The organism is Pseudomonas sp. MDT1-16, assembly GCF_054898115.1.
On the sequence record NZ_CM142717.1, the window covers coordinates 5718068 to 5736922 of the forward strand.

The window sequence follows — 18855 nt, forward strand, 5'->3', positions numbered from 1 at the left end:
TTCTCGTTTAGACTTCGTTAAGCTGTACACCCAACGCCGTTGCAATTGCTTCTCCATACGCCAGGTCGGCCCTGAAGAAATGCTGCAATTGACGATCAATCACGTCGCCGGAAACGCCGCCCATGGCGCCGGCAATGTTGTTGACCAGCTGGGCTTTCTGCTCATCACTCATCAGACGGAACAGCGCACCGGCGTGGCTGTAATAGTCGGTATCTTCGCGATGATCGTAACGATCAGCTGCGCCGCTCAGGGCCAGCGCTGGCTCTGCATAGCGAGGTGCTTGTTTCGGCGACTCAACGTAGCTGTTCGGCTCATAGTTAGGTGTCGCACCACCATTACTGCCAAACGCCATCGAACCATCGCGCTGATAGCTGTTCACCGGGCTGCGAGGTGCGTTCACCGGCAATTGCTGGTGGTTGGTGCCAATACGGTAGCGGTGAGCATCGGCGTAAGCGAACACTCGACCCTGCAGCATGCGGTCAGGCGACAAACCAACACCCGGGACCATGTTGCTCGGACCGAACGCCGCCTGCTCGACTTCAGCAAAGTAATTCTGTGGGTTGCGATTAAGCTCCAACTCGCCCACTTCGATCAGCGGAAACTCTTTCTGCGACCAGGTCTTGGTCACGTCAAACGGGTTCTCGTAGTGCGCCGCGGCCTGAGCCTCGGTCATGATCTGGATGCACACGCGCCATTTCGGGAAATCACCGCGGTCGATCGCGCCGAACAGATCACGCTGTGCATAATCCGGGTCGGTCCCGGCCAGGCGTGCCGCTTCTGCCGGTGCCAGGTTTTTGATCCCTTGTTTGGTCTTGTAGTGCCACTTCACCCAGTGACGCTCGCCATTGGCGTTGATCAGGCTGTAAGTGTGGCTGCCGAAGCCGTGCATGTGACGGTAGCCATCAGGAATGCCGCGATCCGAGAACAGAATGGTGACCTGGTGCAGCGCCTCAGGCGAATGCGACCAGAAGTCCCACATCATTTGTGCGCTTTTCAGGTTGCTTTGCGGCAGACGTTTTTGGGTGTGAATAAAGTCCGGGAATTTCAAAGGATCGCGGATGAAAAATACCGGCGTGTTGTTGCCGACGATGTCCCAATTACCTTCTTCGGTGTAGAACTTCAGGGCGAAACCGCGAGGATCACGCTCGGTATCAGCAGAACCGCGCTCGCCACCCACGGTGGAAAACCGCAGGAAGGTTGGAGTTTGCTTGCCGATAGATTCAAACAGCTTGGCGCTGGTGTACTCAGTGATGTCACGCGTCACGGTAAAGGTACCGTAAGCACCCGAGCCGTTGGCGTGTACGCGACGTTCTGGGATGTTTTCACGGTTGAAGTGGGCAAGCTTCTCGATCAGGTGAAAGTCGTCGAGCAGCAGCGGACCACGAGGGCCGGCGGAGCGGGAATTCTGGTTATCAGCGACAGGAGCGCCACTGGCGGTGGTAAGTATTTTATTTTGGCTCATGCGATGTCTTCCTCTGTCTGTCTTTCCTACTGCCGGCTAATCGGCTGAGAGGGAGTATTGACCATCAACATGACACCATCAAATTCATTAAATTGTGAGAATCGATAGATAAATACTAATGAGACTGTATTGCCTAGGCTTTCGATACTTTTCGAGCGCGCACAAAAAACCGGGCACTAGGCCCGGTTCTTCGTTTCAGACTGACGTCTTACTCAGCGGATACAGCTTCACCGCCGGCAGGACGATCAACCAACTCGACATACGCCATAGGCGCGTTGTCGCCAGTGCGGAAACCGCACTTGAGGATGCGCAGGTAGCCACCCTCACGGGTAGCGTAACGCTTGCCCAGGTCGTTGAAGAGCTTACCAACGATAGCTTTCGAACGAGTACGGTCGAAAACCAGACGGCGGTTTGCCAGGCTGTCTGTCTTGGCCAAAGTGATCAGCGGCTCAGCAACGCGACGCAGTTCTTTAGCTTTCGGCAGTGTAGTTTTGATCAGCTCGTGCTCGAACAGCGACACTGCCATGTTTTGAAACATGGCCTTGCGGTGCGAGCTAGTGCGGCTCAGGTGACGACCACTTTTACGATGACGCATGGTTCATTCCTTACCAAACACAACGTTCGGTGATTACGACGATCAGGCAGTCGCCTTGTCGTCCTTCTTAAGACTTGCAGGCGGCCAGTTGTCGAGGCGCATGCCGAGGGACAGACCGCGGGAGGCCAGAACGTCCTTGATTTCAGTCAAGGATTTCTTGCCAAGGTTCGGAGTCTTCAACAGCTCTACTTCGGTACGCTGAATCAGGTCACCGATGTAGTAGATGTTTTCCGCCTTAAGGCAGTTAGCCGAACGTACAGTCAGTTCCAGATCGTCAACCGGGCGAAGCAGGATCGGATCGATCTCGTCTTCCTGCTCGACAACCACTGGCTCACTGTCACCTTTGAGGTCGACGAACGCAGCCAACTGCTGTTGCAGAATGGTTGCAGCGCGGCGAATTGCCTCTTCAGGATCCAGGGTACCGTTGGTTTCCAGATCAATAACCAGCTTGTCCAGGTTAGTACGCTGTTCGACACGGGCGTTTTCCACCACGTATGCGATACGGCGAACCGGGCTGAACGAAGAGTCAAGCTGCAAGCGACCGATGCTGCGGCTTTCGTCTTCATCGCTCTGACGCGAGTCTGCCGGTTCATAACCACGACCACGAGCTACGGTGAGCTTCATGTTCAGGGCGCCGTTAGACGCCAGGTTAGCGATTACGTGATCGGGGTTAACGATCTCGACATCATGATCCAGCTGAATATCGGCAGCGGTAACCACCCCCGAACCCTTCTTCGACAAGGTCAGCGTAACTTCGTCACGGCCGTGCAGCTTGATAGCCAGACCTTTAAGGTTCAACAGGATTTCAATTACGTCTTCCTGTACACCTTCGATGGCGCTGTACTCATGGAGCACACCGTCAATCTCGGCCTCGACTACTGCGCAGCCGGGCATTGAGGACAACAGGATGCGGCGCAGCGCGTTGCCCAGGGTGTGGCCAAAACCACGCTCGAGAGGCTCGAGAGTGATCTTGGCGCGGGTTGGACTGACAACCTGCACATCAATATGGCGGGGTGTCAGGAACTCATTTACCGAAATCTGCATGGATGCACCTATTTTCTAGCCCTTACTTGGAGTAGAGCTCGACAATCAGGCTTTCGTTGATGTCGGCGGACAGATCACTGCGAGCAGGAACGTTCTTGAAAACGCCCGACTTCTTCTCAGTGTCTACTTCTACCCATTCTACGCGGCCACGTTGGGCACACAGATCGAGAGCTTGGACAATGCGAAGTTGGTTCTTTGCTTTCTCGCGAATCGCGACCACGTCACCAGCACGAACCTGGTACGACGGCACGTTTACGGTCTGACCGTTAACGCTTACGGATTTGTGCGATACCAGCTGACGGGATTCGGCACGAGTAGAGCCAAAACCCATACGGTATACGACGTTGTCAAGACGGCATTCGAGCAGTTGCAACAGGTTTTCGCCGGTTGCGCCTTTCTTGCCAGCAGCTTCTTTGTAGTAGCCGCTGAATTGACGCTCGAGAACGCCGTAGATACGACGGACCTTCTGCTTTTCACGCAGTTGGGTGCCGTAATCGGACTGGCGACCGCGGCGTTGGCCGTGGATACCAGGTGCTGCTTCAATGTTGCACTTCGATTCGATCGCGCGCACGCCGCTCTTCAGAAAGAGATCGGTGCCTTCGCGACGAGCGAGTTTGCATTTTGGACCAATGTAACGAGCCATTCTTTACAATCTCCTGGATTACACGCGGCGCTTCTTCGGCGGACGGCACCCGTTGTGCGGGATTGGCGTCACGTCGGTGATGCTGGCGATCTTGTAGCCACAGCCGTTCAAAGCGCGGACTGCAGATTCACGACCTGGGCCTGGACCTTTGACGTTGACGTCGAGGTTTTTCAGACCGTATTCCAGCGCAGCTTGACCAGCACGTTCAGCAGCTACTTGAGCAGCAAACGGGGTGGACTTGCGGGAACCGCGGAAACCCGAACCACCGGAGGTAGCCCAGGAAAGAGCGTTGCCTTGACGGTCGGTGATGGTCACGATTGTGTTGTTAAAAGAAGCGTGGATGTGGGCAATGCCATCAACCACTGTCTTTTTAACTTTTTTACGAGGACGAGCAGCAGGTTTAGCCATGATTAATTTCCTGTCGATTCGCTGGGGCGATTACTTGCGGATCGGCTTACGCGGACCTTTACGGGTACGCGCGTTAGTCTTGGTACGCTGACCGCGCACTGGAAGACCACGACGATGACGCAGACCGCGATAGCAACCGAGGTCCATCAAACGCTTGATTTTCATGTTGATTTCGCGACGCAGGTCACCTTCAGTGGTGAACTTCGCCACTTCGCCACGCAGCTGTTCAATCTGCTCGTCGCTCAGATCTTTGATCTTTGCGGCTGGGTTTACCCCAGTCACTGCACAAATCTTCTGCGCAGTAGTGCGACCAACACCATAGATGTAGGTCAGCGAGATAACAGTATGCTTGTTATCTGGAATGTTAACGCCTGCAATACGGGCCATTCAGTGGGACTCCAATTGACAGCTACCTACGCCCCGGAAGCCAAGAAATAGGGCGCGAGATAATATCGCTGTAATAACAAATAATCAACCCGGCAGCGCACTAGCTGCCGGGCTTGAAGCACAATCACACTCAGCCTTGGCGCTGTTTGTGACGCGGTTCCGCGCTGCAAATTACTCGAACAACACCTTCGCGGCGAATAATCTTGCAGTTACGGCACAGCTTTTTCACCGATGCACGAACTTTCATCACCAACTCCTCGAACCTTATGGGTACTCAGCGCAACATGCCGCTGCCGTAACCCTTCAGGTTGGCTTTCTTCATCAGGGATTCGTACTGGTGCGAAACGAGGTGCGATTGTACTTGGGACATGAAGTCCATCACAACCACGACGACGATCAGCAACGAGGTCCCGCCAAGGTAGAACGGAACGTTTGCTGCAACCACCAGGAACTGGGGCAACAGGCACACGGCCGTCATATATAGAGCACCGAACAAGGTCAAACGAGTCAGCACGCCATCAATATAGCGCGCAGACTGCTCACCTGGACGGATACCCGGAATAAAGGCACCGGACTTCTTCAGGTTTTCCGCTACGTCTTTCGGATTGAACATCAACGCCGTATAGAAGAAGCAGAAGAAAATAATCCCTGCACTAAACAGCAGAATATTCAACGGCTGACCAGGAGCGATCGACTGCGAGATGTCCTGCAGCCAGCCCATACCTTCAGACTGACCAAACCAGGTCCCCAACGAAGCCGGGAACAGCAAAATGCTGCTCGCGAAAATGGCTGGAATAACACCAGCCATGTTCACTTTCAACGGCAAGTGGCTGGTCTGCGCAGCGAAGACCTTGCGGCCCTGCTGGCGCTTGGCGTAATGAACAGCAATACGACGCTGACCACGCTCAATGAACACCACGAAACCGATAATCGCTACTGCCAACAAACCGATGGCAACCAAGGCGAAAATATTGATATCACCCTGACGCGCAGACTCGAAAGACTGCCCAATCGCCCTCGGAAGACCGGCGACGATACCTGCGAAAATCAACATCGAGATACCGTTGCCAACACCACGCTCAGTAATCTGCTCACCCAGCCACATCATGAACATCGCACCAGCCACAAAAGTGGATACCGCGACGAAATGGAAGCCAAAGTCACCAGTGAACGAAACGCCCTGCCCTGCCAGACCAATGGACATGCCAATTGCCTGAACGAGAGCGAGAACGACAGTGCCGTAGCGGGTGTACTGGGCAATCTTGCGACGCCCAGCTTCACCTTCCTTCTTCAACTGCTCCAGCTGCGGGCTCACGGCGGTCATCAGCTGCATGATGATCGATGCCGAAATGTACGGCATGATCCCCAGTGCAAAGATGCTCATCCGCTCCAGCGCGCCGCCGGAAAACATGTTGAACAAGCTAAGAATGGTCCCCTCATTCTGTCGAAACAGGTCCGCGAGTCGGTCCGGGTTGATACCTGGAACCGGGATGTGTGCGCCTATTCGGTAGACGATAATCGCCAGGAACAGAAAACGCAGACGAGCCCAGAGTTCAGACATACCGCCTTTGCCGAGCGCAGAGAGAGCACCTTGCTTAGCCATTTATTCCTCGAACTTGCCGCCAGCTGCTTCGATAGCCGCACGCGCACCTTTGGTGGCGCCGATTCCCTTTCCGATGGTAACAGCGCGAGTCACTTCGCCGGACAGCATGATTTTCACACGCTGTACGTTGACGTTGATCACGTTGGCATCTTTCAGGGACTGCACGGTGACGATGTCGCCTTCCACTTTAGCCAGCTCGGACAGACGCACTTCTGCGCGGTCCATGGCCTTCAAGGAAACGAAACCGAATTTCGGCAGACGACGATGCAGCGGCTGTTGACCGCCTTCAAAGCCTGGAGCAATGGTGCCACCGGAGCGGGAGGACTGACCTTTGTGGCCACGGCCACCGGTCTTGCCCAAACCACTACCGATACCACGGCCCGGACGATGCTTTTCGCGACGGGAACCCGGCGCTGGACTCAGATCATTGAGTTTCATCGATTAACCCTCGACACGCAGCATGTAGTAAGCCTTGTTGATCATCCCGCGATTCTCGGGAGTATCAAGTACTTCTACAGTGTGACCGATGCGACGCAGACCCAGACCCTTAACGCACAGTTTGTGGTTAGGGATGCGGCCGGTCATGCTTTTGATCAGCGTAACTTTAACGGTAGCCATGATCAGAAGATCTCCTTGACGCTTTTGCCACGCTTGGCGGCAATGGATTCAGGAGACTGCATAGCTTTCAAACCTTTGAAAGTGGCGTGAACCACGTTTACCGGGTTAGTCGAGCCGTAGCACTTGGCCAGAACGTTCTGAACACCAGCAACTTCGAGGACAGCACGCATAGCGCCGCCAGCGATGATACCAGTACCTTCAGAAGCAGGCTGCATGTACACCTTTGAAGCGCCATGGGCGGACTTCATTGCGTACTGCAGCGTGGTGCCGTTCAGATCAACTTGGATCATGTTGCGGCGAGCAGCTTCCATTGCCTTCTGGATCGCAGCAGGCACTTCACGCGACTTGCCACGGCCGAAGCCAACGCGCCCTTTACCATCACCCACCACGGTCAACGCGGTGAAAGTGAAGATACGGCCGCCTTTAACGGTTTTGGCTACGCGGTTAACTTGAACCAGCTTCTCAATGTAGCCTTCGTCGCGCTTTTGGTCGTTATTTGACATAACTTAGAACTCCAGCCCAGCTTCACGAGCAGCATCAGCCAGCGCCTTGACGCGACCGTGGTACTTGAAGCCAGAGCGGTCGAAAGCCACCTGCGAGACGCCAGCGGCTTTTGCACGCGTAGCGACCAGCTGGCCAACCTTAGTGGCCGCGTCGATGTTGCCAGTGGCGCCATCACGCAGTTCTTTATCCAAAGTCGAGGCACTTGCCAGGACTTTGTTGCCGTCGGCCGAAATGACCTGGGCGTAGATGTGCTGCGACGAGCGGAACACGCAGAGACGCACGACTTCGAGTTCGTGCATTTTCAGGCGTGCTTTGCGAGCGCGACGCAGTCGAGTAACTTTTTTGTCGGTCATTTGCTATGCCCTACTTCTTCTTGGCTTCTTTACGACGGACGACTTCGTCCGCGTAGCGCACACCTTTGCCTTTGTACGGCTCTGGTGGACGGAAGTCGCGGATCTCGGCGGCCACTTGACCTACCAGCTGCTTATCGATGCCCTTGATCAGGATATCGGTCTGGCTAGGAGTCTCAGCGGTGATGCCTTCCGGCAGTTCATAATCCACTGGGTGCGAGAAGCCAAGAGCCAGGTTCAGCACTGTGCCTTTTGCTTGCGCTTTGTAACCAACACCGACCAGCTGGAGCTTGCGCTCGAAGCCTTGGCTTACGCCTTGGACCATGTTGTTTACCAACGCACGAGTGGTACCAGCCATTGCGCGAGTTTGTTGATCGCCATTGCGAGCAGCGAAACGCAGCTCACCAGCTTCTTCAACAATCTCAACGGACGAATGGATGTTCAGTTCGAGAGTGCCCTTGGCACCCTTCACCGAAAGCTGTTGGCCTGCGAATTTTACTTCGACACCGGCTGGCAGCTTAACGGGGTTCTTAGCGACGCGTGACATGCTTATCCCCCCTTAGAACACAGTGCAAAGAACTTCGCCGCCGACACCGGCAGCGCGCGCAGCACGATCCGTCATCACACCTTTGTTGGTGGAGACGATAGACACACCGAGACCGCCACGAACTTTTGGCAGATCATCAACGGACTTGTACTGACGCAGGCCTGGACGGCTAACGCGCTTCACTTCCTCGATGACCGGACGGCCTTCGAAGTACTTCAGCTCGATGGACAGCAGTGGTTTGATTTCGCTGCTGATCTGATAACCCGCAATGTAACCTTCGTCCTTCAGGACTTTGGCAACAGCTACCTTCAACGTAGAAGATGGCATGCTTACGACGGACTTTTCAGCCATCTGGGCATTACGGATTCGAGTTAGCATGTCCGCTAACGGGTCCTGCATACTCATGGGCTAGACGCTCCTAATACAAAAAAATTAGCCTTGCGGCTACTACTTGTCGCCGAGTGCATCCGCGCGAAAAAAGCACGGGCTCAGGCGAGCCGGGTATTCTAGACACACCCCACAAATGAATCAAGCCCCAATAGGGGCTTGATTCAAGTTCAAGGTCACCGGCGGTCAGGATCTTGCGAGTCGGACCACCGAGACTTTGATAGTGCTTACCAGCTGGCTTTAACCAGACCAGGTACGTCACCACGCATTGCAGCTTCACGCAATTTGTTACGACCGAGGCCGAACTTGCGGTAAACGCCGTGTGGACGACCGGTCAGGCGGCAGCGGTTACGCATGCGCGAAGCGCTTGCGTCACGTGGCTGCTTCTGCAGAGCTACTGTAGCTTCCCAACGCGCTTCTGGACTTGCGTTCAGATCAACGATGATAGCTTTCAGTGCTGCACGCTTTTTGGCGTACTTGGCAACCGTGAGCTGACGCTTCAGCTCGCGGTTTTTCATGCTCATCTTGGCCATTTTCCTACTCCAATCAGTTGCGGAACGGGAATTTGAAAGCACGCAGCAGCGCGCGACCTTCATCATCGTTCTTGGCAGTGGTGGTCAGGGTAATGTCCAGACCGCGGAGAGCATCGATCTTGTCGTAGTCGATTTCCGGGAAGATGATCTGCTCTTTAACGCCCATGCTGTAGTTACCACGACCATCGAAGGACTTGGCATTCAGGCCGCGAAAGTCGCGGACCCGAGGCAGGGAGATCGACAGCAGACGATCCAGGAATTCGTACATACGCTCACGGCGCAGAGTCACTTTGACGCCGATCGGCCAACCTTCACGGACTTTAAAGCCAGCGATGGATTTCCGAGCGTAGGTCACAACGACTTTCTGGCCGGTGATCTTTTCCAGGTCAGCAACAGCGTGCTCGATGACTTTTTTGTCGCCGACCGCTTCGCCCAGACCCATGTTCAGGGTGATTTTGGTAACGCGTGGAACTTCCATCACGTTCGAAAGCTTAAGTTCTTCCTTAAGTTTCGGTGCGATTTCCTTCCAGTAAATCTCTTTTAGTCGTGCCATGGTCTTCTACCTAGCAGTGTTCAAGCATCAACCGCTTTTTGGGTCGACTTGAAGACACGAATTTTCTTGCCGTCTTCTACTTTGAAACCAACGCGATCAGCCTTGTTGGTTTCGCCGTTGAAAATGGCAACGTTGGAAGCGTGCAGTGGCGCTTCTTTTTCGACGATACCGCCTTGTACGCCCGACGCAGGGTTTGGCTTGGTATGACGCTTAACCAGGTTCAAACCACCAACGACCAGACGGTCGTCAGCGAGAACCTTAAGCACCTTACCGCGCTTACCTTTGTCTTTGCCGGCGATCACGATGATCTCGTCGTCACGACGAATCTTTTGCATGTCGGATCTCCTTACAGCACTTCTGGGGCGAGCGAGACGATCTTCATGAACTTCTCAGTACGAAGTTCACGGGTCACTGGCCCAAAGATACGGGTGCCGATCGGCTCTTGCTTGTTGTTCAGAAGAACAGCAGCGTTGCCATCAAAGCGGATAATGGAGCCATCAGCACGGCGAACGCCGTGGCGAGTGCGGACTACAACAGCAGTCATCACTTGGCCTTTTTTCACTTTACCGCGAGGAATTGCTTCCTTCACGGTAACTTTGATGATGTCACCGATACCAGCGTAACGACGATGGGAGCCACCCAGCACCTTGATGCACATAACACGGCGAGCGCCGCTGTTATCGGCCACATCGAGCATGGATTGAGTCTGAATCATATAATTTCTCCGACCCCTAGTCCTTAGACTTCCACAGCGCGTTCGAGAACATCAACCAGCGCCCAAGACTTGGTCTTGGCCAAAGGACGAGTTTCACGAATAGTGACTTTGTCGCCGATGTGGCACTGATTGGTTTCGTCGTGCGCGTGCAGCTTAGTCGAACGCTTAACGTATTTACCGTAGATCGGGTGCTTAACGCGACGCTCGATCAGAACGGTGATGGTTTTGTCCATCTTGTCGCTGACAACACGGCCAGTCAGCGTACGGACAGTTTTTTCGGCTTCAGCCATGATTACTTACCTGCCTGCTGGTTAAGCACAGTCTTCACGCGAGCGATGTCACGTTTAACTTGCGAGAGCAGATGAGACTGCCCCAACTGGCCAGTTGCTTTCTGCATACGCAGATTGAACTGGTCGCGCAGCAGGCCGAGCAGTTGCTCGTTCAGCTGCTGTGCGGATTTTTCACGAAGTTCATTCGCTTTCATCACATCACCGTCCGTTTAACAAAGGAGGTGGCGAGCGGCAGCTTTGCAGCAGCCAGGGCGAAAGCCTCACGCGCCAGCTCTTCAGAAACACCCTCGATTTCATACAGGACTTTGCCTGGCTGAATCTGGGCAACCCAGTATTCGACGTTACCCTTACCTTTACCCATCCGAACTTCGAGTGGCTTTTTGGTGACAGGTTTGTCCGGGAATACACGGATCCAGATCTTGCCGCCACGTTTAACGTGACGGGTCAGTGCACGACGCGCTGACTCGATCTGACGAGCGGTGAGACGACCACGAGCTACAGACTTCAGCGCATATTCGCCGAAGCTGACTTTGCTACCGCGCTGAGCCAAGCCACGGTTGTGGCCAGTCATCTGCTTGCGGAACTTCGTACGCTTTGGTTGCAACATTTGGCGTACCCCTTACTTAGCAGCTTTTTTACGAGGCGCTGGTGCTTGTGGTTTCAGTTCTTCTTGGCGACCACCAATTACTTCGCCTTTGAAGATCCAAACCTTTACACCGATCACACCATAAGTGGTGTGAGCTTCGTAGTTGGCATAGTCGATGTCGGCACGCAGGGTGTGCAGTGGCACACGACCTTCGCGATACCATTCAGTACGTGCGATTTCAGCACCGCCGAGACGACCGCTCACTTGGATTTTGATGCCTTTGGCACCAATGCGCATGGCGTTCTGTACAGCGCGCTTCATAGCGCGACGGAACATTACGCGACGCTCCAGCTGCTGAGCTACGCTCTGCGCAACCAGCATACCGTCGAGTTCCGGCTTGCGGATTTCTTCGATATTGATGTGCACAGGCACACCCATTTGCTTGGTCAGGTCCTGACGCAGTTTCTCAACATCTTCACCTTTCTTCCCGATAACGATACCTGGACGAGCGGTGTGGATGGTGATACGTGCAGTCTGAGCCGGACGATGGATATCGATACGGCTTACGGACGCGCTTTTTAGTTTGTCTTGGAGATACTCGCGCACCTTCAGATCAGCGAACAAATAGTCCGCATAAGTCCGACCGTCTGCGTACCAGACGGAGGTGTGCTCCTTGACGATTCCCAGGCGAATGCCAATGGGATGTACTTTCTGACCCATCTCTTCGACTCCGTTACTTGTCAGCAACCTTGACAGTGATATGGCAAGACCGCTTGACGATGCGATCAGCACGGCCTTTGGCACGTGGCATGATTCGCTTCAGCGAACGCCCTTCGTTGACGAAAACGGTGCTGACTTTAAGGTCATCAACGTCTGCGCCTTCGTTATGCTCGGCGTTGGCTACGGCCGACTCCAGCACTTTCTTCATGATCTCGGCGGCTTTCTTACTGCTGAAAGCCAACAGGTTGAGCGCTTCGCCCACCTTCTTCCCGCGGATCTGGTCGGCGACCAAGCGGGCTTTCTGGGCGGAGATTCGAGCGCCCGACAACTTAGCGGCTACTTCCATCGTTCCTTACCCCTTAACGCTTGGCTTTCTTGTCTGCCACGTGCCCACGATATGTGCGGGTACCGGCAAACTCGCCCAGTTTGTGGCCGACCATGTCTTCGTTCACGAGAACTGGGACATGTTGACGACCGTTATGCACTGCAATGGTCAAACCGACCATTTGTGGCAGGATCATGGAACGACGCGACCAGGTTTTAACTGGTTTGCGATCGTTCTTTTCCGCCGCCACTTCGATCTTCTTCAGTAGGTGAAGATCAATAAAAGGACCTTTTTTCAGAGAACGTGGCACTGTCGTATCCCTCTATTTACTTGCGACGACGGACGATCATTTTGTCGGTACGCTTATTACCACGAGTCTTCGCGCCCTTAGTCGGGAAGCCCCATGGCGATACCGGATGACGACCACCAGAGGTACGACCTTCACCACCACCATGTGGGTGGTCAACCGGGTTCATGGCAACACCACGAACGGTTGGGCGAACGCCACGCCAGCGTTTGGCACCAGCTTTACCCAGCGAACGCAGGCTGTGCTCGGAGTTCGAGACTTCACCCAGGGTCGCGCGGCACTCAGCCAGCACTTTACGCATCTCACCAGAACGCAGACGCAGGGTCACGTAGACACCTTCACGAGCGATCAGCTGAGCCGAAGCACCAGCGGAACGAGCGATTTGCGCGCCTTTACCTGGCTTCAATTCGATGCCGTGTACGGTGCTACCAACTGGAATGTTACGCAGTTGCAGAGCGTTGCCCGGCTTGATCGGTGCCAGAGCACCTGCGATCAGCTGGTCGCCAGCACTCACGCCTTTAGGGGCGATGATGTAGCGACGCTCGCCATCTGCGTACAGCAGCAGAGCGATGTGAGCAGTACGGTTTGGATCGTATTCAATACGCTCGACAGTGGCAGAGATGCCATCTTTGTCGTTACGACGGAAATCGACCAGACGATAATGCTGCTTGTGGCCACCACCGATGTGACGAGTGGTAATACGACCATTGTTGTTACGACCACCAGTCTTCGATTTTTTCTCGAGCAGCGGTGCGTGAGGAGCGCCTTTATGCAGCTCCTGGTTGACCACCTTGACCACAAAACGGCGGCCAGGGGAAGTCGGTTTGCATTTAACGATTGCCATGATGCACCCCTTCCTTACTCAGCACTGCTGCTGAAATCGAGATCTTGGCCTGGCTGAAGGGAGATAACTGCCTTCTTCCAGTCATTACGCTTGCCCAGACCGCGAGCAGTGCGCTTGCTCTTACCCAGAACATTCAGGGTAGTAACACGCTCTACTTTCACGCTGAACAGGCTTTCGACGGCCTTCTTGATTTCCAGCTTGGTTGCGTCAGTTGCAACCTTGAAAACGAACTGGCCTTTCTTGTCAGCCAGAACCGTAGCCTTCTCGGAAACGTGCGGGCCAAGCAGAACTTTAAATACGCGTTCCTGGTTCATCCCAGCAGCTCCTCGAATTTCTTCACGGCCGACACGGTGATCAACACCTTGTCGTATGCGATCAGACTAACTGGATCGGAACCTTGCACGTCACGTACATCAACGTGTGGCAGGTTGCGAGCAGCCAGGTACAGGTTCTGATCAACTACTTCAGACACGATCAAGACGTCAGTCAGGCCCATGCCGGTCAGTTTGTTCAGCAGATCTTTGGTCTTCGGTGCATCAACAGCGAAGTCCTGAACCACAACCAGACGATCAGTACGCACCAGCTCAGCAAGGATGGAACGCATTGCTGCGCGATACATCTTCTTGTTCAGCTTCTGGGTGTGATCCTGAGGACGAGCTGCGAAAGTGGTACCGCCGCCACGCCAGATTGGGCTACGGATAGTACCGGCACGAGCACGGCCAGTACCTTTCTGACGCCATGGGCGCTTACCGCCACCACGAACGTCGGAACGGGTCTTTTGCTGCTTGCTACCTTGACGGCCGCCGGCCATGTAGGCCACGACTGCTTGGTGAACCAGCGTCTCGTTGAATTCGCCGCCAAATGTCAGTTCGGAAACTTCGATCGCTTGAGCGTCATTTACATTTAATTGCATGTCAGCTTCCCCTTAACCGCGAGCCTTGGCTGCTGGACGTACAACCAAGTTGCCGCCAGTAGCGCCAGGAACAGCACCCTTGACCAACAACAGATTGCGTTCAGCGTCCACGCGCACTACTTCGAGGGACTGCACGGTCACGCGCTCAGCGCCCATATGACCGGACATTTTTTTGCCCTTGAATACACGACCAGGAGTCTGGCACTGGCCGATAGAGCCTGGAACGCGGTGGGACACGGAGTTACCGTGGGTATTATCTTGCCCGCGGAAGTTCCAACGCTTGATCGTACCCTGGAAGCCTTTACCCTTGGACTGACCGGTTACATCAACCAGTTGACCAGCGGCGAAGATTTCAGCGTTGATCAGATCGCCGGCCTGGTACTCGCCTTCTTCAAGACGGAATTCCATTACGGTACGACCAGCGGCAACGTTCGCTTTAGCGAAGTGGCCAGCTTGAGCAGCTGTAACACGCGAAGCACGACGCTCGCCTACAGTGACTTGCACTGCACGATAGCCATCGGTCTCTTCAGTTTTGAACTGGGTGACGCGATTCGGCTCGATCTCAATGACCGTGACCGGAATGGAGACACCTTCTTCGGTGAAAATACGGGTCATACCGCATTTACGACCGACTACACCAATAGTCATGTTGTAAACCTCATGAGTGTACGGGGCTTTCACCCGCTATGGCCGCCCATTTCAGAGCGTTACACGACTAAGACCGAGTCTTAGCCGAGGCTGATCTGCACTTCCACACCGGCCGCAAGATCAAGCTTCATAAGCGCATCAACGGTTTTATCCGTTGGCTGGACGATGTCCAGAACGCGCTTATGAGTACGGATCTCGTACTGGTCGCGCGCGTCTTTGTTGACGTGCGGGGAGACCAGAACGGTGAACCGCTCTTTACGGGTAGGCAGTGGAATTGGACCACGCACTTGAGCACCAGTACGTTTCGCGGTTTCCACGATTTCCTGGGTGGATTGGTCGATCAGGCGATGGTCAAAAGCCTTCAACCTGATACGGATTTGCTGATTTTGCATTGGATTTCAGACTCCGGCTGCTATTCCCAGCGAGCGCAATACGCCCGTTAAAAGGAGGCGCAATTCTATAGACGGGCTACTACAGTGTCAACCCAATAAAAAAGCCCCCGCTAGGCGGGGGCTTTTTCAAGTCATCACTTATTAAGCGATGATTTTGGCTACGACGCCAGCGCCGACGGTACGACCGCCTTCACGAATAGCGAAACGCAGACCATCTTCCATTGCGATGGTTTTGATCAGGGTGACAACCATTTTGATGTTGTCGCCTGGCATTACCATTTCAACGCCTTCCGGCAGCTCGCAGTTACCGGTTACGTCAGTGGTCCGGAAGTAGAACTGTGGACGGTAGCCTTTGAAGAACGGAGTGTGGCGACCGCCTTCTTCTTTGCTCAACACGTACACTTCAGCTTCGAAGGTAGTGTGCGGCTTAACCGAACCTGGCTTGACCAGAACCTGGCCACGCTCAACGTCGTCACGCTTGGTGCCGCGCAGCAGCACGCCGCAGTTCTCGCCAGCACGACCTTCGTCGAGCAGCTTACGGAACATTTCAACGCCGGTGCAGGTGGTGACAACAGTGTCACGCAGACCAACGATTTCCAGCGAATCCTGAACCTTGACGATACCGCGCTCGATACGGCCAGTTACAACAGTACCGCGACCGGAGATCGAGAATACGTCTTCGATTGGCATCAGGAACGGCTTGTCGATAACACGAATTGGATCTGGGATGTAGCTGTCCAGAGTCTCAACCAGCTTACGAACGGCAGTGGTGCCCATTTCGTTGTCGTCTTGGCCGTTCAGAGCCATCAGAGCCGAACCGATGATGATCGGAGTGTCGTCGCCCGGGAAATCGTAAGTGCTCAGCAGATCGCGCACTTCCATCTCTACCAGTTCCAGCAGCTCAGCGTCGTCAACCATGTCAGCCTTGTTCAGGAAGACAACGATGTACGGAACGCCAACCTGACGGGACAACAGGATGTGCTCACGGGTTTGTGGCATCGGACCATCAGCGGCCGAGCAAACCAGAATAGCGCCGTCCATCTGAGCAGCACCGGTGATCATGTTCTTCACATAGTCAGCGTGACCTGGGCAGTCAACGTGAGCGTAGTGACGGATCAACGAGTTGTATTCAACGTGCGCAGTGTTGATGGTGATACCACGAGCCTTTTCTTCCGGAGCGCTGTCGATTTTGTCGAAAGCAACAGCGGCCGAACCGAAAACTTCGGAGCAGACACGAGTCAGAGCAGCAGTCAGCGTGGTTTTACCGTGGTCAACGTGACCGATGGTGCCAACGTTAACGTGCGGGAGGTCACGTACAAATTTTTCTTTAGCCACGACAATTAACTCCTAGCCTAAAGGGGCTGAATCAGCCTTGTTTTTTGGTAACAGTTTCGACGATATGCGACGGAGCTGTATTGTATTTTTTGAATTCCATAGAGTAGCTTGCACGACCTTGGGACATGGAGCGGACGTCGGTTGCGTAACCGAACATCTCACCCAACGGAACCTCGGCACGAATCACTTTGCCGGAAACCGTGTCTTCCATACCCAGGATCATGCCGCGACGACGGTTAAGGTCGCCCATCACGTCACCCATATAGTCTTCAGGCGTAACAACCTCTACCGCCATGATCGGCTCAAGCAACTCACCACCGCCCTTCTGGGCCAGTTGCTTGGTCGCCATGGAAGCGGCCACCTTAAACGCCATCTCGTTGGAGTCGACGTCGTGGTAAGAACCGTCAAACACGGTAGCCTTCAGGCCGATCAGCGGATAGCCGGCGACAACGCCGTTCTTCATCTGCTCTTCGATACCCTTCTGGATAGCCGGGATGTATTCCTTAGGAACCACACCACCCACTACTTCGTTCACGAATTGCAGACCTTCCTGACCTTCGTCAGCAGGCGCAAAACGAATCCAGCAGTGACCAAACTGGCCACGACCGCCGGATTGACGAACGAACTTACCTTCGATTTCACAGTTCTTCGTGATGCGCTCACGATAGGAAACCTGAGGCTTACCGATGTTGGCTTCGACGTTGAACTCACGGCGCATCCGGTCAACCAGGATGTCCAGGTGCAACTCGCCCATGCCGGAGATGATCGTTTGACCAGTCTCTTCATCAGTCTTGACGCGGAAAGATGGATCTTCCTGAGCGAGCTTGCCCAGAGCGACACCCATTTTTTCCTGGTCGTCCTTGGTCTTAGGCTCTACGGCAACCGAAATAACCGGCTCCGGGAAGTCCATACGAACCAGGATGATTGGCTTGTCACCGTTGCACAAAGTTTCACCAGTGGTGACGTCTTTCATGCCGATCAAGGCCGCGATGTCACCAGCGCGCACTTCCTTGATTTCTTCACGGGCGTTTGCGTGCATTTGCACCATACGACCCACGCGCTCTTTCTTGCCTTTGACCGAGTTGATCACGCCGTCGCCGGAGTTCAACACGCCCGAGTAAACACGGACGAAGGTCAAGGTACCCACGAATGGGTCGGTGGCAATTTTGAATGCCAGAGCGGAGAACGGTTCGCTGTCATCTGCATGACGCTCCAGCTCGATAGTCTCGTCATCCGGGTCAGTACCCTTGATGGCAGGAATATCAACAGGTGCAGGCAGGTAATCGATAACGGCGTCGAGAACCAGGGGAACACCCTTGTTCTTGAAGGAAGAACCACAAACAGCCAGAACGATCTCACCAGCGATAGTACGCTGACGCAGAGCGGCCTTGATTTCCTCGTTAGTGAGTTCTTCACCTTCGAGGTACTTGTTCATCAGCTCTTCGCTGGCTTCGGCCGCAGCCTCAACCATGTTGCCACGCCACTCGTCAGCCAATTCCTGCAATTCAGCAGGGATAGGTTCGCGACGAGGAACCATGCCTTTGTCAGCATCATTCCAGTAAACAGCTTCCATGGACATCAGATCGATCTGACCCTGGAAGTTGTCTTCGGAACCGATAGCCAACTGGATTGGCACCGGGGTGTGACCCAGACGCTGCTTGATCTGACCGATCACGCGCAGGAAGTTCGCACCAGCACGGTCCATCTTGTTTACGTAAACAAGACGTGGAACGCCGTATTTGTTGGCCTGACGCCATACGGTTTCCGACTGAGGCTCAACGCCCGAGGTACCACAAAACACAACGACCGCGCCGTCGAGAACACGCAGGGAACGCTCAACTTCAATGGTGAAGTCAACGTGGCCCGGGGTGTCAATGACGTTGAAGCGGTATTGTTCTTTGTGCTGCTTCTCGGAACCCTGCCAGAAGGCGGTAATAGCAGCAGAAGTAATGGTAATACCACGCTCCTGCTCCTGAACCATCCAGTCTGTGGTCGCGGCGCCGTCATGCACCTCGCCCATCTTGTGACTTTTGCCAGTGTAAAAAAGGACGCGCTCAGTGGTGGTGGTTTTACCAGCATCCACGTGAGCAACGATACCAATGTTACGGTAGCGATTAATCGGTGTTGTACGAGCCATAAAGCCCTC

Annotated in this window: 31 protein-coding genes; all 31 read right to left on the reverse strand. The window is 54.4% G+C overall.

What is annotated here, in order from left to right:
- Positions 1-7: 7 nt before the first annotated feature.
- Positions 8-1462 (reverse strand): catalase, encoded by a 1455-nt coding sequence (locus tag ACYZT3_RS26425; RefSeq protein WP_282379283.1) that lies wholly within the window; start codon positions 1460-1462, stop codon positions 8-10.
- Between the two features lie 208 nt (positions 1463-1670).
- On the reverse strand, positions 1671-2057 hold the full coding sequence (rplQ, locus tag ACYZT3_RS26430; RefSeq protein ID WP_131062043.1) for a 50S ribosomal protein L17: 387 nt from the start codon (positions 2055-2057) through the stop codon (positions 1671-1673).
- Positions 2058-2099: 42 nt separating this feature from the next.
- Entirely contained in the window at positions 2100-3101 is a 1002-nt protein-coding gene (locus ACYZT3_RS26435; protein ID WP_003186012.1) for a DNA-directed RNA polymerase subunit alpha, read from the reverse strand.
- A gap of 22 nt (positions 3102-3123) precedes the next feature.
- A complete protein-coding gene (gene rpsD, locus ACYZT3_RS26440; RefSeq protein ID WP_003210056.1) occupies positions 3124-3744 on the reverse strand; it encodes a 30S ribosomal protein S4 in 621 nt (206 codons plus the stop codon).
- 18 nt (positions 3745-3762) lie between these two features.
- Complete coding sequence (rpsK, locus tag ACYZT3_RS26445; protein ID WP_002555466.1) at positions 3763-4152, reverse strand: 30S ribosomal protein S11; 390 nt, start codon at positions 4150-4152, stop codon at positions 3763-3765.
- Between the two features lie 30 nt (positions 4153-4182).
- On the reverse strand, positions 4183-4539 hold the full coding sequence (gene rpsM, locus ACYZT3_RS26450) for a 30S ribosomal protein S13 (RefSeq protein ID WP_003186020.1): 357 nt from the start codon (positions 4537-4539) through the stop codon (positions 4183-4185).
- Positions 4540-4669: 130 nt separating this feature from the next.
- Entirely contained in the window at positions 4670-4786 is a 117-nt protein-coding gene (gene rpmJ / locus ACYZT3_RS26455) for a 50S ribosomal protein L36 (RefSeq protein ID WP_002555468.1), read from the reverse strand.
- Positions 4787-4813: 27 nt separating this feature from the next.
- The gene (gene secY / locus ACYZT3_RS26460; protein ID WP_008073883.1) at positions 4814-6142 is read right to left on the reverse strand and encodes a preprotein translocase subunit SecY; all 1329 of its coding nucleotides are present in this window, start codon (positions 6140-6142) and stop codon (positions 4814-4816) included.
- The gene (rplO, locus tag ACYZT3_RS26465; protein ID WP_007896782.1) at positions 6143-6580 is read right to left on the reverse strand and encodes a 50S ribosomal protein L15; all 438 of its coding nucleotides are present in this window, start codon (positions 6578-6580) and stop codon (positions 6143-6145) included.
- A gap of 3 nt (positions 6581-6583) precedes the next feature.
- Positions 6584-6760: a 50S ribosomal protein L30 gene (gene rpmD, locus ACYZT3_RS26470; RefSeq protein ID WP_003186033.1), complete on the reverse strand. Its 177-nt coding sequence runs from the start codon at positions 6758-6760 to the stop codon at positions 6584-6586.
- A gap of 2 nt (positions 6761-6762) precedes the next feature.
- Positions 6763-7263 (reverse strand): 30S ribosomal protein S5, encoded by a 501-nt coding sequence (gene rpsE, locus ACYZT3_RS26475; RefSeq protein ID WP_003186035.1) that lies wholly within the window; start codon positions 7261-7263, stop codon positions 6763-6765.
- Between the two features lie 3 nt (positions 7264-7266).
- The gene (gene rplR, locus ACYZT3_RS26480) at positions 7267-7617 is read right to left on the reverse strand and encodes a 50S ribosomal protein L18 (RefSeq protein WP_003186037.1); all 351 of its coding nucleotides are present in this window, start codon (positions 7615-7617) and stop codon (positions 7267-7269) included.
- Positions 7618-7627: 10 nt separating this feature from the next.
- Positions 7628-8161, reverse strand: a complete 534-nt coding sequence (gene rplF, locus ACYZT3_RS26485) for a 50S ribosomal protein L6 (RefSeq protein WP_003176412.1) — start codon at positions 8159-8161, stop codon at positions 7628-7630.
- Between the two features lie 12 nt (positions 8162-8173).
- Positions 8174-8566, reverse strand: a complete 393-nt coding sequence (gene rpsH, locus ACYZT3_RS26490) for a 30S ribosomal protein S8 (protein WP_003186040.1) — start codon at positions 8564-8566, stop codon at positions 8174-8176.
- 209 nt (positions 8567-8775) lie between these two features.
- Positions 8776-9081 (reverse strand): 30S ribosomal protein S14, encoded by a 306-nt coding sequence (gene rpsN / locus ACYZT3_RS26495; RefSeq protein WP_003176414.1) that lies wholly within the window; start codon positions 9079-9081, stop codon positions 8776-8778.
- A 13-nt stretch (positions 9082-9094) separates the two neighbouring features.
- Entirely contained in the window at positions 9095-9634 is a 540-nt protein-coding gene (rplE, locus tag ACYZT3_RS26500; RefSeq protein WP_003176415.1) for a 50S ribosomal protein L5, read from the reverse strand.
- Positions 9635-9654: 20 nt separating this feature from the next.
- Positions 9655-9969, reverse strand: a complete 315-nt coding sequence (gene rplX, locus ACYZT3_RS26505) for a 50S ribosomal protein L24 (protein ID WP_033059465.1) — start codon at positions 9967-9969, stop codon at positions 9655-9657.
- An 11-nt stretch (positions 9970-9980) separates the two neighbouring features.
- On the reverse strand, positions 9981-10349 hold the full coding sequence (rplN, locus tag ACYZT3_RS26510; RefSeq protein WP_002555479.1) for a 50S ribosomal protein L14: 369 nt from the start codon (positions 10347-10349) through the stop codon (positions 9981-9983).
- Positions 10350-10372: 23 nt separating this feature from the next.
- The gene (rpsQ, locus tag ACYZT3_RS26515) at positions 10373-10639 is read right to left on the reverse strand and encodes a 30S ribosomal protein S17 (RefSeq protein WP_003176419.1); all 267 of its coding nucleotides are present in this window, start codon (positions 10637-10639) and stop codon (positions 10373-10375) included.
- Positions 10640-10641: 2 nt separating this feature from the next.
- On the reverse strand, positions 10642-10833 hold the full coding sequence (rpmC, locus tag ACYZT3_RS26520; RefSeq protein ID WP_002555481.1) for a 50S ribosomal protein L29: 192 nt from the start codon (positions 10831-10833) through the stop codon (positions 10642-10644).
- The gene (rplP, locus tag ACYZT3_RS26525) at positions 10833-11246 is read right to left on the reverse strand and encodes a 50S ribosomal protein L16 (RefSeq protein WP_282379294.1); all 414 of its coding nucleotides are present in this window, start codon (positions 11244-11246) and stop codon (positions 10833-10835) included. The genes rpmC and rplP overlap by 1 nt, the downstream gene beginning before the upstream one ends.
- Before the next feature lie 12 nt (positions 11247-11258).
- Complete coding sequence (rpsC, locus tag ACYZT3_RS26530) at positions 11259-11945, reverse strand: 30S ribosomal protein S3 (protein ID WP_003176422.1); 687 nt, start codon at positions 11943-11945, stop codon at positions 11259-11261.
- Positions 11946-11958: 13 nt separating this feature from the next.
- Positions 11959-12291, reverse strand: a complete 333-nt coding sequence (rplV, locus tag ACYZT3_RS26535; protein ID WP_003103908.1) for a 50S ribosomal protein L22 — start codon at positions 12289-12291, stop codon at positions 11959-11961.
- A 13-nt stretch (positions 12292-12304) separates the two neighbouring features.
- Positions 12305-12580, reverse strand: coding sequence for a 30S ribosomal protein S19 (rpsS, locus tag ACYZT3_RS26540; RefSeq protein ID WP_002555486.1), 276 nt, complete (start codon positions 12578-12580; stop codon positions 12305-12307).
- Between the two features lie 16 nt (positions 12581-12596).
- Positions 12597-13421: a 50S ribosomal protein L2 gene (gene rplB, locus ACYZT3_RS26545; protein ID WP_003176423.1), complete on the reverse strand. Its 825-nt coding sequence runs from the start codon at positions 13419-13421 to the stop codon at positions 12597-12599.
- A 14-nt stretch (positions 13422-13435) separates the two neighbouring features.
- Positions 13436-13735, reverse strand: a complete 300-nt coding sequence (gene rplW, locus ACYZT3_RS26550; protein ID WP_002555488.1) for a 50S ribosomal protein L23 — start codon at positions 13733-13735, stop codon at positions 13436-13438.
- Positions 13732-14334 (reverse strand): 50S ribosomal protein L4, encoded by a 603-nt coding sequence (rplD, locus tag ACYZT3_RS26555; protein WP_007896707.1) that lies wholly within the window; start codon positions 14332-14334, stop codon positions 13732-13734. Before rplD ends, rplW begins: the two co-directional genes overlap by 4 nt.
- Positions 14335-14346: 12 nt before the next feature.
- Complete coding sequence (rplC, locus tag ACYZT3_RS26560; protein WP_003186059.1) at positions 14347-14982, reverse strand: 50S ribosomal protein L3; 636 nt, start codon at positions 14980-14982, stop codon at positions 14347-14349.
- A gap of 80 nt (positions 14983-15062) precedes the next feature.
- Positions 15063-15374 (reverse strand): 30S ribosomal protein S10, encoded by a 312-nt coding sequence (gene rpsJ / locus ACYZT3_RS26565; protein WP_003186070.1) that lies wholly within the window; start codon positions 15372-15374, stop codon positions 15063-15065.
- A gap of 141 nt (positions 15375-15515) precedes the next feature.
- On the reverse strand, positions 15516-16709 hold the full coding sequence (gene tuf / locus ACYZT3_RS26570) for an elongation factor Tu (RefSeq protein WP_282379303.1): 1194 nt from the start codon (positions 16707-16709) through the stop codon (positions 15516-15518).
- Between the two features lie 31 nt (positions 16710-16740).
- Positions 16741-18846 carry an elongation factor G gene (gene fusA / locus ACYZT3_RS26575; RefSeq protein ID WP_282379305.1) on the reverse strand — a complete coding sequence of 702 codons (2106 nt, stop codon included), beginning with the start codon at positions 18844-18846 and terminating at the stop codon, positions 16741-16743.
- Between the last annotated feature and the right edge of the window lie 9 nt (positions 18847-18855).